Raw genomic sequence first — 15603 nt, 5'->3', positions numbered from 1 at the left:
ACCGAGCATGAAATACGTCCGCTTTCGTGATCCGGCCGGCGCGGTTCGCCGTGGCGAGTACGACGACGGGACGGTAACGTTCGCGAACGAGCGCTACGACCTCGAGAGCGACGAGATCGACGTGCTCCCGCCGTCGGAACCGTCGAAAATCGTCTGTATCGGACGCAACTACGCCGACCACGCCGACGAGATGGGATCGGACCTGCCCGATCGGCCGATGCTCTTCTTGAAGCCGCCGAACGCGCTAGCGTCCCACGGCGATACCGTCACCCTCCCTGCGGGTAAAGAGCGACTCGACCACGAGGCCGAACTCGGCGTCGTCATCGGCGAGCAGTGTCGCCACGTCGCCGAGGAGGACGCGATGGACGTGATCGCCGGCATCACCTGCGTCAACGACCTCTCGAACCGCGACGACCAGCGCCAGGAACAGAACTGGATCCGCGGGAAGGCCTTCGACGGCGCTGCTCCGATGGGGCCGGTCGTGGCGACCCCCGACGAGGTCCCCGAAGACGCGTCCGTACGGACCCGCGTCAACGGCGAGACGAGGCAGGACGGCTCCCGCGAGCAACTCATCTTCTCGATCCCGGAACTGATCGCCGAGATCACGACTTACCTCACCCTTGAGCCGGGCGACGTGATCGCCACCGGCACGCCCGAGGGCGTCGGCCCGCTGTCGGACGGCGACGAGATCGAAATCGAGGTCGAAGGCGTGGGCACGCTCGAGCACTCGGTTCGGATTCCCTGACGGCTTCGACGCAGCGCCCGTCGCCCCGTCGGGAATAGAACGCTTTTCGGCCCGCTCGAGAAAGGACCCGTATGACCGTCACCTTCGACGCGCTGACCATCGACTGGTTCGGCCTCGCGACCCTCCGACTCGAGGGCCAGACGGGCGCGGTCGTCTACATCGATCCGGGCCCGGAACGCTACGGCGTGCTGGACGGCTTCGAACCCCGCGACGGCGACCTGGTGCTCGTCAGCCACGATCACCACTACGATCCCGACTCGATCCGACGGGTCGCTCGCGACGACGCGCTGATCGTCGTCCACGAGTCGATCCGCGCGAACGACCTCGACGGGATCGACGAGGACCCCGACGACCTGGCGTTCGAAGTCGAACGCGTCGGCGCGGACGAGTCGTTCGCCATCGGGCCGCTCGACCTGTATACGACGCCGGCGTACAACGATCCCGACGGCCCGCACACCGACGAACCCGGCGAGCCCTATCACCCCGAGGGCCGTGGCTGTGGCTTCGGGGTCACGATCGACGGGGTCACCGCGTTCTGGCCGGGCGATACCGACGTGCTGGCGGTCCACGACGACCTGCCGGTCGACTGCTTCTTCCCGCCGATCGGCGGCACGTTCACCATGGATCGCCGCGAGGCGGCGGCGCTTGCTGCGCGCCTCGAGCCGGATCTCGTCCTCCCGGTCCACTACGATACGTTCGCGGCGATCGAGGTCGATTCGGACGCGTTCGTCGTCGATGTCGCCCGCCGGAACGTGCCGGTCGTCCTCGACGAGTAGCGTCCTGTCGCTCTCCCATCGACCGCTCAAACGCCGACGCGAGTCCAGGCGAACGCGCCGAGTGCGAGGAGGACCAAGACGCCGATCGCGGCCCACGGGAGGAGCCCGCCCACTGTGAACGGCGCGAGGACGTTGACGAGGCCGGTCGCCTGCATCAGTCCCAGCGCGAGGATGAGGACGGCGATGATGGACACGAGGCCGACCGCGACGCCCTCTTTCATCATCCACGCGGTCTCGTCGGCCTCCTGCGCGCCGGACGTCGTCGGCTCGTCGATCGCCTCCTGGTCCGGCTCGCTGTGCATCGGCCGTTTGTCGTCAGTATCGTCAGCCATGTCACCGATCTAGCCGGAGAGAGTCGACGCAGACGGGAACCGGTTGCACCTGCAGACACAGGGCGACGCCGAACGACACGAGACGGCGATCGGGTTCGGTACTCTCGAGTCGGGAAAGCGAGAGGCAATTCGAACCGGGACGAGACTCGCGGACCGCCTACAGGACGCCCATCTCGTCCAGCCGCTCGGGGTCCATCTCCCTGAACGACGGGTCGACGGGCGTCTAGAGGACGCCCATCTCACTGAGGCGTTCAGGGAGATAGGTGTCCGTCACGAAGTCGAGACCGTGAGACGCCAGTGACTGCTGTTCGGACTTCTTCTCGATGTCGAGTTGCAGTTCGATCTGTTCTTCCCAGTAGTCGGTCTGGAATCGCGGGTCCTCGAGTTCGCTCTCGAGGGCGTTGATATCGGAGTCCGAAAGCGGGTCGGTCGGCAGTTCGTACTCGACGATGTCGGCGGGCTGGATGCCGATGAACTGCGCTTCGGGGGTCGCGAGGTACTCCGAGAGGTGGGCGGACTTGATCGAGCCGTACGCGACGGAGCCGAAGATACGGTACGACCAGGGGTCACCGTCGGTAAAGACTGTGACGGGGAGGTCGAGTTCGTCGTGCAGACGCTTGGTGATCCGCCGGGTCGCCCGCGCGGGCTGGCCCTTGAGGTGGACGATCAGGGCGTTGTACTCGTCGTCGAAGCCGTTTTCGACCAGTCGGTCGCGCATCCCGCCGGTCTCCACCGCGAGGATGAAGTCGGCGTCGCAGTCGAGGAAGTCGATCGTGTCGGGGTTGTTCGGGATCTGGTAGCCACCTTCGCCGACGTCTTCCTGACAGTGGATCTCGCGCTCGCCGCGGCGGGTCTGCTCTCGCAGGTGCAGCGGCCCCATGATCGTCGCGCCGGACTCCTCCGGGCGCATGTGGAAGTCCTCGCGGGTGACCCCCGAGACGATCTCCAAGTCCTCGACCATGCTGTTTGACTCGTCCTGATCCGAGAACTGGGCCTCGTTGTTGTCCCAACTCTCCGAGAGGTAGTAGAGTTCACGCAGGGTCGAGGAGCGATCCTCCTCGAGTTGGTCGGCGAGGAAGTCGATGGTGTAGACCGCCTTCAGGAGCTTGCGCGCCCCCCGGACGGAGTTGGCCGACCGGGTCGATTCGCGGTCGCCGTAAACCCAGACTTCTTTGTCCTCGTCGTACTCGATGTTGTTCTTCGTCCGCGTCGGCACGGACATGTGGGGGATCTCGCCCAGTTCGAACTGGTCGTAAAACTGCGCGGCGAGATCGATCAACTGCTCTCTGGCCTGTTGGTTGTCGTCTGCGCTCATTGGTCACTGACGGTAAGTTTCTCGCTCTCGACGCCTTTGACGTCCAGATCGAACGTCGCGTCGTCCGGTACCTCGTACTCGAGGGTGGCCTCGCCGTCGCTGCCGACCTCGGGCTCCCACTTGACGAACCACTCGCCGTCCATCTCGACGACGGTCGCGCCATCGGAGAGGCTCGTCGGCTCCGCCGAGACGATGTCGGTGATCTCGAGGGACTCGTTCGTACTCGAGTTGTTCTCGACGACGACGGAGACGGCCGTGCCGTCGCCGTTTGCCTCGACCTGCCGTTCGACGAGGACGTTGTTCATGATGCGGGCGATCGCGTCGCCGATATCGGGCTCGTCGCGGCCGGTGACCTCGGCGACTTTTTCGGCCATCTCCGGGAGGATCTTCCCGAGGACGTTCTGTTTCTTTCGGCGCTGTTGCATCGACCGGCGCTTGTTGAGATAGCTCTTGAGGTCGCGGGCGGCCTCCCGGATGGCGAGTTCGATCTCGTCTTCGATCTCCGGGACGTTCGCGACGGCGTCTTTCGACTCGCTGGTGAAGGGAACGTTCGTCGAGGCGACGTGAATCATGATCACCACAGGGCCGTTCGGCAGCCCGGAACCGCCGGGCTGGTCGAGGCCGTAGTTGCGCCAGCCGATCGACTTGACCACGTCGGTGGTCGCGCAGGCCCCGCGCTGGTAGACCAGCGGGACGCGGTTCGCAAAGCGCATGACTTCGCCGGTGCCGTCGGCTGGCAGGTCGCCGCCGTAGGCGATCCCGGCCTCGACGATGAACGGATCGCCGCCGGAGACGCCGGCGTCGCGGGTCGCGGAGGCGAAGAAGTCCGCGTCGAACTCCTTCTCGAGGCCGGCGGTGATGAGGTCTTCGGAGATGGGGGAGAGACACCGCGTCGGCGGCGCCATGATGTCGGTCGCGCGCATGGCGTCGACGAGATTACTGGTGGCGTCGCGGTCGCCGTTGAGTTCGCGCACGAGCGGCGGATCGTCGGGGACGGTCGCCATCACGTCCCAGACGGCCTCGACGACGTTCTCGCGTGCCGTTTCGCCGAATGAGACGTCGTCGTACTCCTCGGTGAGCTCCGCCGCCCGGTCGACGAACTCGCGGAGCCGCGTTCGGGTGAGCCGGTGGCGGACGTTCTCGGCCTCGCGTTCGTCCTCGAACTTGGCCGCGAGCCGCTCGGCGAAGGCGTGGATAATCTCGTCGTCTTTGCGGGTACTCGTCGCGTCGTCCGCGAGGTCGTACAGGTCGGCGGTGAGCCGCGACTCGGCGTTTTCGTCGGACTCGTCGGCCGCATCCGCGGCGGCCTCGAGTTCCGTATCGGCGGCGTCGATCAGCTCGAGCCAGACCGCCTCGACGGCGTTCTCGCGGACGGTGTCGCCGAACGTCGTTCCGTGGTCGGCTTCGACGTCGTCGGCGGCCGCGTCGACGGCCGCGAGCAGTTCGTGGTGGGCGACGCGGTCGTGGTCGTCGACTGCCTCGGCGATAGCCTCGGCGAATGCGCTGGTCGCGTCGGCGCCTTTGTTCGCCGTAGCGGCCTCGACCGCGGCTTCGATGTTGACGGACTCGTGAGAGGCGGGCGGCCGCCAGCGCATCTCGCGGCCGTAGTGGCGGTCGCGGAACGCGTCGATGATCGAATCGGCCGTTTTCTTCCCGACACGGGTGAACTCCTCCTGGACGAAGCCGGAGACCGTCTGGGAGTCCGTCGCCGCCAGCATCTTCATCACGGTGCCGAGTTCGACGCCGTGGGGGTGGGGCCGGATCTCCTCGGTCTCCTCGGGAAGCTGGTCGGTCGCGCGCTCGAATTTGAAATGTTCCTGTGGCTCGCGTAGCTCGAGGCGGGCGTGGGGATTGACGACCGCTGTGTGCTTGATGTAGTCGTGGAGCTGCTGGCGGGCGCGCATGTTTGCCTCCATCTCGAGTTCGATGCGCGTCCCGTGGGGGCGGTCCCAGGTGGTCGTCTCCTCGACGCTGATCTCGGGCTCGTTCTCGTCGGTGTCGACGATGAGTTCGAAGTACTCCGCCTCGCTCGAGCCCTGGGTTCGACTGGTGATCTTGGCGGGTTTGCCGCTGGTCAGTTGCGAGTAGAGGACGGCCGCGGAGATTCCGATCCCCTGCTGGCCGCGAGACTGTTCGCGCGCGTGAAAGCGAGAGCCGTAGAGCAGTTTCCCGAAGACTTTCGGCAGCGATTCCTTCGTCAGCCCGGGGCCGTTGTCCTCGACGATCAGCCGGTAGTAGTCGCCGGCTTCCTGAATCTCGACGTAGATATCCGGGAGGATGCCCGCTTCCTCGGCGGCGTCTAAGGCGTTGTCGACGGCCTCCTTGACGGCCGTGACGAGGCCTCGAGCACCGCTGTCGAAGCCGAGCATGTGCTTGTTCTTTTCGAAGAACTCGGCGATGGAGATCGACTGCTGGCTTTCGGCCAGCTCCTCGGCGATCCCCGGCTCGTCACCGAGTGTCGACTGGAACGACGTCATCGTCTCCCTGTACTAACGGCGGGGCTAAAAGATGTGCGCTACCGAAGTGAAAGTGAATGCGGAGGCCATCGCTGGCCGTACCGAGGGATCTCACCCTGCTCGGACGCGTCAGAACGTGATAATCTCGTAGCCGTCGTCAACTAACGAGCGGATGCTCGGATGTCCTTCGTTCTCGTCGACGGCGACGACGTCGGTGTCGTCGACCGCGTCGCTGACGCCGAAGGCGTTCGAACAGTAGTCACAGACGGCCGCCTCGTCGCGGAGCGACTGATAGAGGTCGTGGTAGTCGTGGTCTTCGTCCTCGAGTTCCGGGACCCACTGTGTCCCGGCTCCGTCGAAGATCAACTCGAGATCGTCGTCGGGGTTCTCGTCGAACTCCTTTGCCGCCTCGAGGCCGTTGACGAGTCGGCCGAGATCGCTGTGTGACTCGGTGCCTGCCAGAATGACGACTGCTGCGTTTACCATTACGGACGACACTGAGAGACGGGATCACAAGAGGTGACGCCGGTCGTGTGTCGCACGTGCAGAGTCGGCGGTCGGGGAGTGATCGGCGAGACGGTGCGACGATCAGTGATCGTGGTCACGACCGCCGCCGTGGCTGTGATCGTGCTCGTGCCCATGACCGTGCCCGTGCTCGTGACCACCGCCGCGCGTGAACTGCCCGGAGAACGCGCGCTGGACGACCTCCGAGAGCGCGGGGTGGATGTGGACCGACTCGCGGATGTCGTGGACCGTCCCGGAGCCGGCCGTCATCGCGACGACGACCTCCTGGATCAGGTTCGAGGCCTCGGGACCGACGATGTGACAGCCGAGGATCTCCCCCTCGAGGGAGATGAGCGGCTTGACGACCCCTTCGGCGTGCATCGCGCTCCCGCGGGCCGTCTCCTCGTACCGGTAGGTGCGCGTGGCGTACTCGCGGTCGGTCGCGCGCAACTCCCCTTCGGTCAGTCCGACGCCGGCGACCTCCGGCGAGCCGAAGACGGCGAATGGCATCGCGGAGTAGTCGACCGGCTCGAGGTCCTCGCCGAACAGGTTCCGCGCGACGGTTCGTGCCTCGTGGTTGGCGTTGTGTTTCAGCAGGTACTCGCCGACGATGTCGCCGAGCGCCCAGACGCCCTCGGCGGTCGTCCGCAGGTACTCGTCGGTGTCGACGAAGCCGTCCTCGTCCGTGTCGATGCCCGCGGCGTCGACGTTCAGCGTGTCGGTGTTCGGAACGCGGCCGGCCGCGACGAGCAGTTCGTCGCCGGTGACGGTCACGGGCTCCTCGTCCGCGCTCGTCTCACCGACGCCCACCCCCGAATCGCTTTCGTCCTCGTACGTGAAGGGGTGCGCTTCGACGGAGATCGAGCCGTCGGTCGCCGAGACGCTGGCGGCCTCGTAGCCGGTGTACACGTCGTACCGGTCGGCGTACCGCTCGGTGAACTCGGCGGCGACCTCCTCGTCGGCGTCGGGGAGTAACCGGGGCCGCCGGCCGACGATCGAGATCTCGCTGCCGAACGCGCCGAAGAACTGCGCCAGTTCGGCCGCGATGTAGCCGCCGCCGACGATGACGAGGTGGTCCGGTCGGGTCTCGAGTTGCAGTGCCTCCGTGCTGGTGAGGTACTCGATGTCTCCGAGGCCGTCGATCGTCGGAACCGCCGGACGCGTTCCGGCCGCGACGAGGACGGTCTCCGCGCGGAGGCGCTCGGCGTCGGCTCTCCCTCCGGCGAGCTCGATCGTCCGGTCGTCGACGAATCGGGCCTCAGCGTCGTACAGGTCTATCGCGTCCGACGCGTGGAGGCCGCGCTGGATCGAGTCCGAACTGCCGTGGACGTCCTCGGTGACCTCGCGGACGATGTCGGCAAAGGCCACGTCGTTCACCGTCGCGTCGATGTGAAACTCGCCGGCCTGATCGATCGTTTCCTTCACGTGCGCGTGATAGAGCAACTGCTTCGAGGGAATACAGCCGCGGTTGAGGCAGGTGCCGCCGAGACGCCCCTTCTCGACGACCGCGACCGAGAGTCCCTGCGTGGCCGCCGCGTTCGCCACGTCGAGCCCGGACCCGGAGCCGATGACGAGGAAGTCGTACTCCTCCATGGGCGTTCGACGGGACGGAGCGCAAAGAACCTCGGCCCGGCTCACTCCTCGAGCGGCCGCCACTCCCACGCGTCGGCCTGGACGACGCCGAGCAGGCGCTTCCGGCGGTCGGTCAGCTCTGAGAGGGAGAGAGCCTCCGCGAACTCCCGACCGAAGACGGTCGGGATGTCGTCCTCGCGGAGCTGCTCGAGCTTCGACGACCTCGGCCAGCACGTCCGCGGTCGCCGCGGGACGCGTTGGGTGCTCGCTCGCACTGAGTCGGGCCTCTCGAATCGGTCGCCTGCGAGCCCGACCGCGACAGCCAGACGACGTTGCCTTCAGAAGAAGGCCTATATATTTCTATCCCTTACCACAGGTGAAGATCAAATGCAAGGACAATCCCAGCAGCAGGCCTACGACCGGGGGATCACCATCTTCTCCCCCGACGGACGCCTCTACCAGGTCGAGTACGCCCGCGAGGCCGTCAAGCGCGGGACCGCAAGCGTCGGTCTCCGGACGCCCGACGGCGTCGTCCTCGCGGCGAACCGGCAGGTGAGTTCGCCGCTCATGGAGCGCTCGAGCGTCGAGAAGATTCACAAGGCCGACGATCACGTCGGGATCGCCAGCGCGGGCCACGTCGCCGACGCGCGCCAGCTGATCGACCTCGCCCGCCGTCGCGCACAGGGCGAGCAGCTCCGCTACGGGCAGGATATCGGCGTCGAGACGCTGACGCGTGCGGTCACCGATCACATTCAGGAGTACACCCAAACTGGCGGCGCGCGCCCGTTCGGCGTCGCCCTGCTCGTCGGCGGCGTCGAGGACGGCGAGCCCCGCCTCTTCGAGACCGACCCCTCCGGGACGGACTACGAGTGGCAGGCGGCCGCCGTCGGCGGCGACCGCGATACCATCCAGGGCTACCTCGAGGAACACTACCGCGAGGACCTCGATATCGACGGCGGGATCGAACTCGCCGTCCGCGCGCTCAGCGAGCCCGAGGACGGCGTCGTCGACGCCGCGGATGTCGACGTCGCGACGGTCACGACCGACGACGAGTCGTTCCGCTCGGTCGAGGAGGATCGCCTCGAGTCGATCATCGCCGAAATCGACACGGAGGAGAGCGATGAGTAACTGGAACGCGCAGACCCCGCGGGGTACCGGCGACCCGTCGCCGTACGAGCCCGAGTTGGGTTCGCTTCCCGACGGCAGCCCGAACGCCGGCGAGGGTGGCGACACCGTGAACAAGACCGGGACGACCACCGTCGGTATCACGACCGACGAGGGCGTGATCATCGCGACGGACATGCGCGCCAGCCTCGGCGGCCGATTCGTCTCGAACAAGAACGTCCAGAAGGTCGAACAGATCCACCCGACCGCCGCGTTAACGCTCGTGGGCAGCGTCGGCGGCGCTCAGTCGTTCATCCAGACGCTGCGCGCCGAGGCCAACCTCTACGAGTCTCGCCGCGGCGAGACCATGAGCATCGACGCGCTCGCGACGCTCGCGGGTAACTTCGCTCGCGGCGGCCCGTTCCGTGCGATCAACCCGATTCTGGGCGGCGTCGACGCCGAGGGCAGCCACGTCTACAGCATCGACCCCGCCGGCGGCGTCATGGGTGACGACTACACCGTCACCGGCTCCGGGATGCAGTTGGCCTACGGCGTCCTCGAGAACGAGTACGAAGACGACCTTTCGCTCGCGGACGCACGATCGGCAGCGGCCCGCGCCGTCAAGAGCGCCGTCGAGCGCGACACCGGCTCCGGTAATGGCGTCTTTCTCGCCGAGGTCACCGACGAGGGCGTCGATATTCAGGGCCACGAGTCGTTCGACGAACTGCTGTAGGCCCGACACCGACTTCGCTCTCGAGACGGAAACGGATGGTTTCGGTTCGCGCTCGCGCGCGTACACGTGACTTTTATTAGGGGCGGACTGCTATCCGAAAGCAGGTTTTACATGTCCCAGGAAAGCGAGTACGGCGCCGGACAGATTCAGGTCTTAGAAGGCCTGGAGGCTGTGCGAAAGCGGCCGGCGATGTACATCGGCTCTACCGATTCTCGAGGACTCCACCATCTGGTCTACGAAGTGGTGGACAACTCGATCGACGAGGCACTGGCCGGTTACTGCGACGAGATCACCGTCTCGATCAACGAGGACGGCTCGATCACCGTCGAGGACGACGGTCGCGGCATCCCCGTCGATACCCACGAGGAGTACGACCGCCCTGCACTCGAGGTCATCCTCACGGTCCTCCACGCCGGCGGCAAGTTCGACAACAAGTCGTACCAGGTCTCCGGCGGCCTCCACGGCGTCGGCGTCTCGGTCGTCAACGCGCTCTCCATGCGACTCGAGGCGGAGGTCAAACGCGACGGTGGCGTCTTTCGCCACGCCTTCGAAGCGGGCGAACCCGTCGGCGACATGGAGCGGGTCCGCGATATGGAACCCGACGAGGAGACGGGCACCGAGATCCAGTTCTGGCCCGACACCGACATCTTCGAGACCGACGAGTTCGCCTTCTCGACGCTGTCGAACCGGCTTCGCGAACTGGCCTTCCTCAACTCCGGCGTCCGCATCACGCTTCGCGACGAGCGCCAGGAGGCGGGCGACGGAGACGGTCCGGTCACCGACACCTACGAGTATCAGGGCGGCATCCGCGAGTTCGTCGAGTATCTAAACGAGACGCGCTCGGCGATGCACGAGGAGGTCATCTATTTCGAAGACGAAGACCAGAACATCCAGGTCGAGGTGGCGATGCAGGCCACCGAGGAACTCCAGGGGTCGATCCACGCCTTCGCGAACAACATCAACACCCGCGAGGGCGGCACCCACCTCACCGGGTTCAAGACCGCGCTGACCCGCTGTGTCAACGATTACGCGAACGAGAACGACCTGCTCTCGGACCTCGAGGACAACCTCAAAGGAGAGGACATCCGCGAGGGGCTGACGGCGGTCATCTCGGTCAAACACCCCGATCCGCAGTTCGAGGGCCAGACAAAGACGAAACTCGGCAACAGCGAAGTCCGGGGAATCGTCGAGAGCGCCATGCACGAGGGGCTCGGCACGTACTTCGAGGAACATCCCGACACCGCGCAGGCGATCGTGATGAAAGCCGTCGAGGCCGCCAAGGCCCGCATGGCCGCCCAGAAGGCCGAGGAACTCACGCGTCGAAAGTCCGCCCTCGAGTCGACCTCCCTGCCGGGCAAACTCGCCGACTGTCAGACCAAAGACCCCGAGGAGGCAGAGCTGTTCATCGCGGAGGGTGACTCCGCGGGCGGGAGCGCCAAACAGGCACGCAACCCCGAATTCCAGGCCGTCCTCCCGATCAAGGGGAAGATCCTGAACGTCGAGAAACACCGCCTCGATCGCATCCTCGAGAACGACGAGATCCGGAACATGATCACCGCCATCGGCGCGGGGATCGGCGACGAGTTCGACGTCGAAGACGTTCGCTACAAGAAGATCATCATGGCGACCGACGCCGACGTCGACGGCGCGCACATCCGTACCCTCATGTTGACGTTCTTCTATCGGCACATGCGCCCGCTGCTCGAGGGGGGCTACGTCTACGCGACCCAGCCGCCGCTCTATCGCATCCGCTATCGCGGCGAGACCTACGACGCAATGACCGACGCCGAACGCGACGAGATCGTCGCCGAGAAGTGCGACGGCAACCCCTCGCAGGTCCAGCGGTTCAAAGGCTTGGGCGAGATGAACCCCGAACAGCTCTGGGAGACGACGATGAACCCCGACAACCGCATCCTCAAACAGATCACGATCGAGGATGCGGCCGCGGCGGACAAGATGTTCTCCGTCCTGATGGGCGACGCCGTCGAACCCCGCAAGCAGTTCATCAAGGACCACGCGCCGGAAGCAGAGTGGATCGACATATAGAGTTTATCGCCACATGAGTTCAGACGTACCCGATCCGACGGACGTAGAGGCCAGAGCGGTCGAAAACGTCCGTATCGAAGACGAGATGGAGCAGAGTTACATCGACTACGCGATGAGCGTCATCGCCGGTCGCGCACTACCGGACGTCCGGGACGGGCTCAAGCCCGTCCACCGGCGCATCCTCTATGCGATGCACGAAATGGGCGTCTCCTCCGGGAGCAGCCACCGCAAGTCCTCCTCGATCGTCGGGGAGACGATGGGTGACTACCACCCCCACGGCGACAGCGCAATCTACGATACCCTGGTCCGGATGGCTCAGGACTTCTCGATGCGCTATCCGCTGGTCGACGGGCAGGGGAACTTCGGCTCGATGGACGGCGACCCGGCCGCCGCGCCCCGGTACACGGAGGCGCGGATGGCCCCCGTCGCCGAGGAGTTACTCGAGGACATCGAGAAGGACACCGTCGACTTCTCCTCGAACTACGACGACCGTCTGCAGGAACCGGACGTGCTGCCGGCGGCGTTTCCCAACCTCCTCGTCAACGGCTCTTCGGGGATCGCGGTCGGGATGTCGACGAACATCCCGCCGCACAATCTCGGCGAGGTGATCGACGCGACGATCGAGTTGATCGACAACCCCGAGGCGACCGTCGAGGACCTGATGGACCACGTCAAGGGACCGGACTTCCCGACCGGCGCGAACATCGTCGGTCGCGACGCCATCTACTCGGCGTACAAGACCGGCCGCGGCCGCATTCGCGTCCGGGCCGAGTTCGAGGTCGAGGAGTGGAAGAACGGTCGCGAGCGGATCGTCGTCACCGAACTTCCCTATCAGGCCAACAAGGCCCGCCTCGTCGAACGCATCGCCGACGACGTCAACGAGGGCGAGATCGAGGGGATCTCCGATCTGCGCGACGAGTCCGACCGCGACGGCGTCCGCATCGTCGTCGAACTCAAACGCGGCGCGAACGTCGAGGTCGTCAAGAACAAGCTGCTCGAGAACCATCTCGAGCGAACGTTCGGCGTCATCAACCTCGCGCTGGTCGACGGCCAGCCCCAGGTGCTCTCGCTCAGAGAGACCTTAGAGGAGTACGTCGCCCACCGACGCGAGGTCGTCCGGCGGCGCAGCGAGTACGACCTCGCCGAGGCCGAGGACCGAGCACACATCCTCGAGGGTCGACTGACGGCCGTCGAGAACGCCGAGCACGTCGTCGAGTTGATCCGCAACAGCGAGGATCGGTCGGCCGCGAAAGCCGCGCTGCAGGAGTCCTACGATTTCTCGGAGGATCAGGCCACCCACATCGTCCGGATGCAACTGGGCAGCCTCACCTCGATGGAGGCAGCCGAGATCGAAGACGAGTACGAGGAGGTCCAGGCCGAGATCGAACGACTCACCGAGATCTTAGAGAGCGAGTCGGAACTGCTCGCGGTCATCAAGGAGGAACTCCGCGAGATCAAAGCCGAGTACGACGACGAGCGACGGACCTCGATCGTCGAGGATCAGGGGACGGTCACCCACGAGGATCTCATCCCCGAGGAGGAGGTCTTCGTCGTCATGACCGAGGACGACTACGTCAAGCGGATGCCGATCGACGCGTTCGACCCCCAGGGTCGCGGCGGCAAAGGCATCATCGGCGCGGACGTCAAGGAGGACGACCGCGTCGCGACGGTGTTCCGGGCCAACACCCACGACTACCTGCTCTGTTTCACCAATCAGGGTGAGGTCTACCGCCTCAAGACCTACGAGATCCCCGAGATGGGCCGGACCGCCCGCGGGAAGTCCGCGGTCAACATCCTCGATCTCGAGCCCGGCGAGGACATCACGGCCATCGTCGACACCGACGCCTTCGGCGACGATGAGTTCGTGACGATGGCCACTCGTCACGGCTACGTCAAGCGAACCGCCGGCGAGGAGTTCGACAACATCCTCTCGACCGGGATCATCGCCGCCGATCTCGAGGAGGGGGACGAACTGGTCGACGTGGAGGTCACCGACGGCTCGCAGGACCTCGTCGTCGCGACCGAGGGCGGGATGACGATCCGCTTCGACGAAGACGAGGTCCGCGCGATGGGGCGGAACGCACGCGGCGTCAACGGCATCAAGCTTCAGGACGGCGACGCGGTCGCCGGACTGGTCGCGACCGACGAGGCCGACGAGCGCGCGCTCCTGACTGTCACCGAAAACGGCTACGGAAAGCGGACGCTACTCTCTGAGTACCGCACGCAGTCCCGGTACGGCAAAGGGTTGATCGACATCAAAACTGGCGAGCGAAACGGCCCCGTCACTGCCGTCAAGGCGGTCGCGGCGGACGACCAGCTCGTGTTGATGAGCGAGCGCGGCCAGATCGTTCGCACGCGAGTAGACGAGATCTCGACCGTCGGTCGAAACACGATGGGCGTCATCGTGATGGAGGTCGAGGCGGACGACGCGGTCGCGAGCGTCGACGTGATTCCCGCGACGGCGGCCGACGCGGCCGACGACGACACGGCCGAGTAGCGTCGTCGCGACTACTCGACGGCCGAGCGGCGACATCTCTCTCGAGTGATTTTTCGCGGCCGAGAGCGAGAACGGCGAGTCGAAAGACGAGAGACGAGCGAGCGACGCGGTCAGTGTGCCGGTTCTTCCGCCGGTGCGATCATGTCGTCGATTCGCAGGATGAGGATGTTGTTCGTATCGTCTTTGCCGTCGACGGTGCCTTCGATGACGAGCTTCGAAAGCGGCGTCGGGCCGACGGTGACGGCGTCGTTCTCGTGGATGTCGCCGAGGGCCCCCTGAATGTGGATCTCCGCGCGGCAGAGTTCGGGGTGGTGGACGCTCGAGAGGTCGATCTCCTCGATGATGGTGTCGTCGACGGGTTCGCCCTCGTGTTGCATGGGAACCGCGGCGGGCTCGTCCATCTGCTGGATCTCGAGGGCCTCGTAGGCCGAGGCCGTGGGTTTGTACCCGCCTTTCGGACCGGGTACCCCTTCTACGAGTTGGAGCGCTTTGAGACTCTGCATCTGATTGCGGATCGTCCCCGGATTACGGTCGACCTGATCGGCGATGTCCTCCCCTTTGATGGCGTCCTCGGACTCCTTGTGGAGGTTCGTCAGCGCGCGGAGTATCTTCTTCTGGCTGGGGGTGAGTTCGATGGATGACATAGGGATATATTCGTAGTTGCGTTCCTTAAACCCGGCGGGTGAGCGGACGTTCTGCCGGGAATGTGTCGCTCGAGCCGGGTGTGAGTCGGCGCTTTGTGACGTTCTGTCGCGGAGAGCGGAGCGTCCGTTTACCGCGCGATCCGTCCACTCGTACGGGCCCGTGTGCCGATTTCGATTACGATTTCGCTTCTGCGGGCCGTGCGACCCGAACGTGGTGGGCGACGGATTCGGGAAGCGACACCGGCTCGTCGGCTTCGTTCGAGCGCGCCGTCACCATGCCGAAGGGGGCGATCTCGAGGATCTCGAGTTCGACGCCGGGTTCGACGCCGTGCTCCGATAGATACGACAGCACTTCGGGATCGCGGTCGGCGACCTCCGCGACGGTGACGACGGTTCCTTCCTCGAACTCGGTGATGGCCTCGCCGTCGGGGCGCTCCGGCGGCTCGAGGTCGGCGCTGGGGATCGGCGAGCCGTGGGGATCGACCGTCGGCTCGCCGAGGGCGTCGGCGACGCGGGCCTCGAAGTTCTCGCTGATGTGATGTTCGAGCCGGTCGGCCTCGGCGTGAACCTCCGACCAGTCGTAATCTAAGTGTTCGGTGAGGTAGGCCTCGAGCAGCCGGTGGTGGCGGACGATCTCGAGGGCGACGGTCTCGCCCTCGTCGGTCAGGGTCACCCCGCGATACTTCTCGCGGTCGACGAGTTCCCGCTCCTCGAGCTTGTCGAGCATGCTGGTGACCGTCGGCGACGTGACGTCCAGCTCGTCGGCGATCTCGGAGGTCTTGATCCGATCGTCGGTCTCGCGCTGGAGCTGGTAGATGGCTTTGAGGTAGTCTTCCATCACGTCGCTCAGCATCATTCTGTGGCGAATTTAGAGTCGTC

13 protein-coding genes and 1 pseudogene are annotated in these 15603 nt (G+C 65.6%); 6 read left to right on the top strand and 8 right to left on the bottom strand.

The features are described 5' to 3' along the window. Positions 1–7 precede the first annotated feature (7 nt). Positions 8–745, top strand: coding sequence for a fumarylacetoacetate hydrolase family protein (locus NKH51_RS06540; protein WP_254764439.1), 738 nt, complete (start codon positions 8–10; stop codon positions 743–745). A 71-nt stretch (positions 746–816) separates the two neighbouring features. Beyond that, the gene (locus tag NKH51_RS06535; protein WP_254764438.1) at positions 817–1521 is read left to right on the top strand and encodes an MBL fold metallo-hydrolase; all 705 of its coding nucleotides are present in this window, start codon (positions 817–819) and stop codon (positions 1519–1521) included. Positions 1522–1547: 26 nt separating this feature from the next. Here NKH51_RS06535 and NKH51_RS06530 read toward each other — a convergent pair whose 3' ends face one another. From NKH51_RS06530 to NKH51_RS06505, 6 genes and pseudogenes are all read right to left on the bottom strand, one after another. Beyond that, positions 1548–1853: a hypothetical protein gene (locus NKH51_RS06530; RefSeq protein ID WP_254764437.1), complete on the bottom strand. Its 306-nt coding sequence runs from the start codon at positions 1851–1853 to the stop codon at positions 1548–1550. Positions 1854–2076: 223 nt separating this feature from the next. Beyond that, positions 2077–3168, bottom strand: coding sequence for a DNA topoisomerase IV subunit A (locus tag NKH51_RS06525; RefSeq protein ID WP_254764436.1), 1092 nt, complete (start codon positions 3166–3168; stop codon positions 2077–2079). Further along, positions 3165–5645: a DNA topoisomerase VI subunit B gene (locus NKH51_RS06520; RefSeq protein ID WP_254764435.1), complete on the bottom strand. Its 2481-nt coding sequence runs from the start codon at positions 5643–5645 to the stop codon at positions 3165–3167. Before NKH51_RS06520 ends, NKH51_RS06525 begins: the two co-directional genes overlap by 4 nt. A gap of 108 nt (positions 5646–5753) precedes the next feature. Next, positions 5754–6110 (bottom strand): DsrE family protein, encoded by a 357-nt coding sequence (locus NKH51_RS06515; RefSeq protein WP_254764434.1) that lies wholly within the window; start codon positions 6108–6110, stop codon positions 5754–5756. A gap of 102 nt (positions 6111–6212) precedes the next feature. Continuing rightward, complete coding sequence (locus tag NKH51_RS06510) at positions 6213–7721, bottom strand: dihydrolipoyl dehydrogenase (RefSeq protein ID WP_254764433.1); 1509 nt, start codon at positions 7719–7721, stop codon at positions 6213–6215. A gap of 41 nt (positions 7722–7762) precedes the next feature. Next, positions 7763–7942: pseudogene (locus tag NKH51_RS06505) on the bottom strand (two pore domain potassium channel family protein); the annotation flags it as partial. Positions 7943–8087: 145 nt separating this feature from the next. On the opposite strand from NKH51_RS06505, the gene psmA reads away from it, so the two are divergent. From psmA to gyrA, 4 genes are all read left to right on the top strand, one after another. Continuing rightward, complete coding sequence (gene psmA, locus NKH51_RS06500; RefSeq protein ID WP_254764432.1) at positions 8088–8828, top strand: archaeal proteasome endopeptidase complex subunit alpha; 741 nt, start codon at positions 8088–8090, stop codon at positions 8826–8828. Next, complete coding sequence (gene psmB, locus NKH51_RS06495; RefSeq protein ID WP_254764431.1) at positions 8821–9537, top strand: archaeal proteasome endopeptidase complex subunit beta; 717 nt, start codon at positions 8821–8823, stop codon at positions 9535–9537. The genes psmA and psmB overlap by 8 nt, the downstream gene beginning before the upstream one ends. A gap of 111 nt (positions 9538–9648) precedes the next feature. Continuing rightward, positions 9649–11583 (top strand): DNA topoisomerase (ATP-hydrolyzing) subunit B, encoded by a 1935-nt coding sequence (gyrB, locus tag NKH51_RS06490; RefSeq protein ID WP_254764430.1) that lies wholly within the window; start codon positions 9649–9651, stop codon positions 11581–11583. Between the two features lie 13 nt (positions 11584–11596). Continuing rightward, positions 11597–14080: a DNA gyrase subunit A gene (gyrA, locus tag NKH51_RS06485; RefSeq protein ID WP_254764429.1), complete on the top strand. Its 2484-nt coding sequence runs from the start codon at positions 11597–11599 to the stop codon at positions 14078–14080. Between the two features lie 110 nt (positions 14081–14190). Here the strand turns inward: gyrA and NKH51_RS06480 are convergent, their stop codons facing one another. Then, the gene (locus NKH51_RS06480; RefSeq protein WP_254764428.1) at positions 14191–14724 is read right to left on the bottom strand and encodes an Rrf2 family transcriptional regulator; all 534 of its coding nucleotides are present in this window, start codon (positions 14722–14724) and stop codon (positions 14191–14193) included. A gap of 175 nt (positions 14725–14899) precedes the next feature. Beyond that, positions 14900–15580, bottom strand: coding sequence for a metal-dependent transcriptional regulator (locus tag NKH51_RS06475; protein WP_254764427.1), 681 nt, complete (start codon positions 15578–15580; stop codon positions 14900–14902). Between the last annotated feature and the right edge of the window lie 23 nt (positions 15581–15603).

The sequence above is a fragment of the Natrinema marinum genome, assembly GCF_024296685.1.
Lineage (GTDB): Archaea > Halobacteriota > Halobacteria > Halobacteriales > Natrialbaceae > Natrinema > Natrinema marinum.
This window is presented reverse-complemented; position numbering and strand designations above follow the sequence as displayed.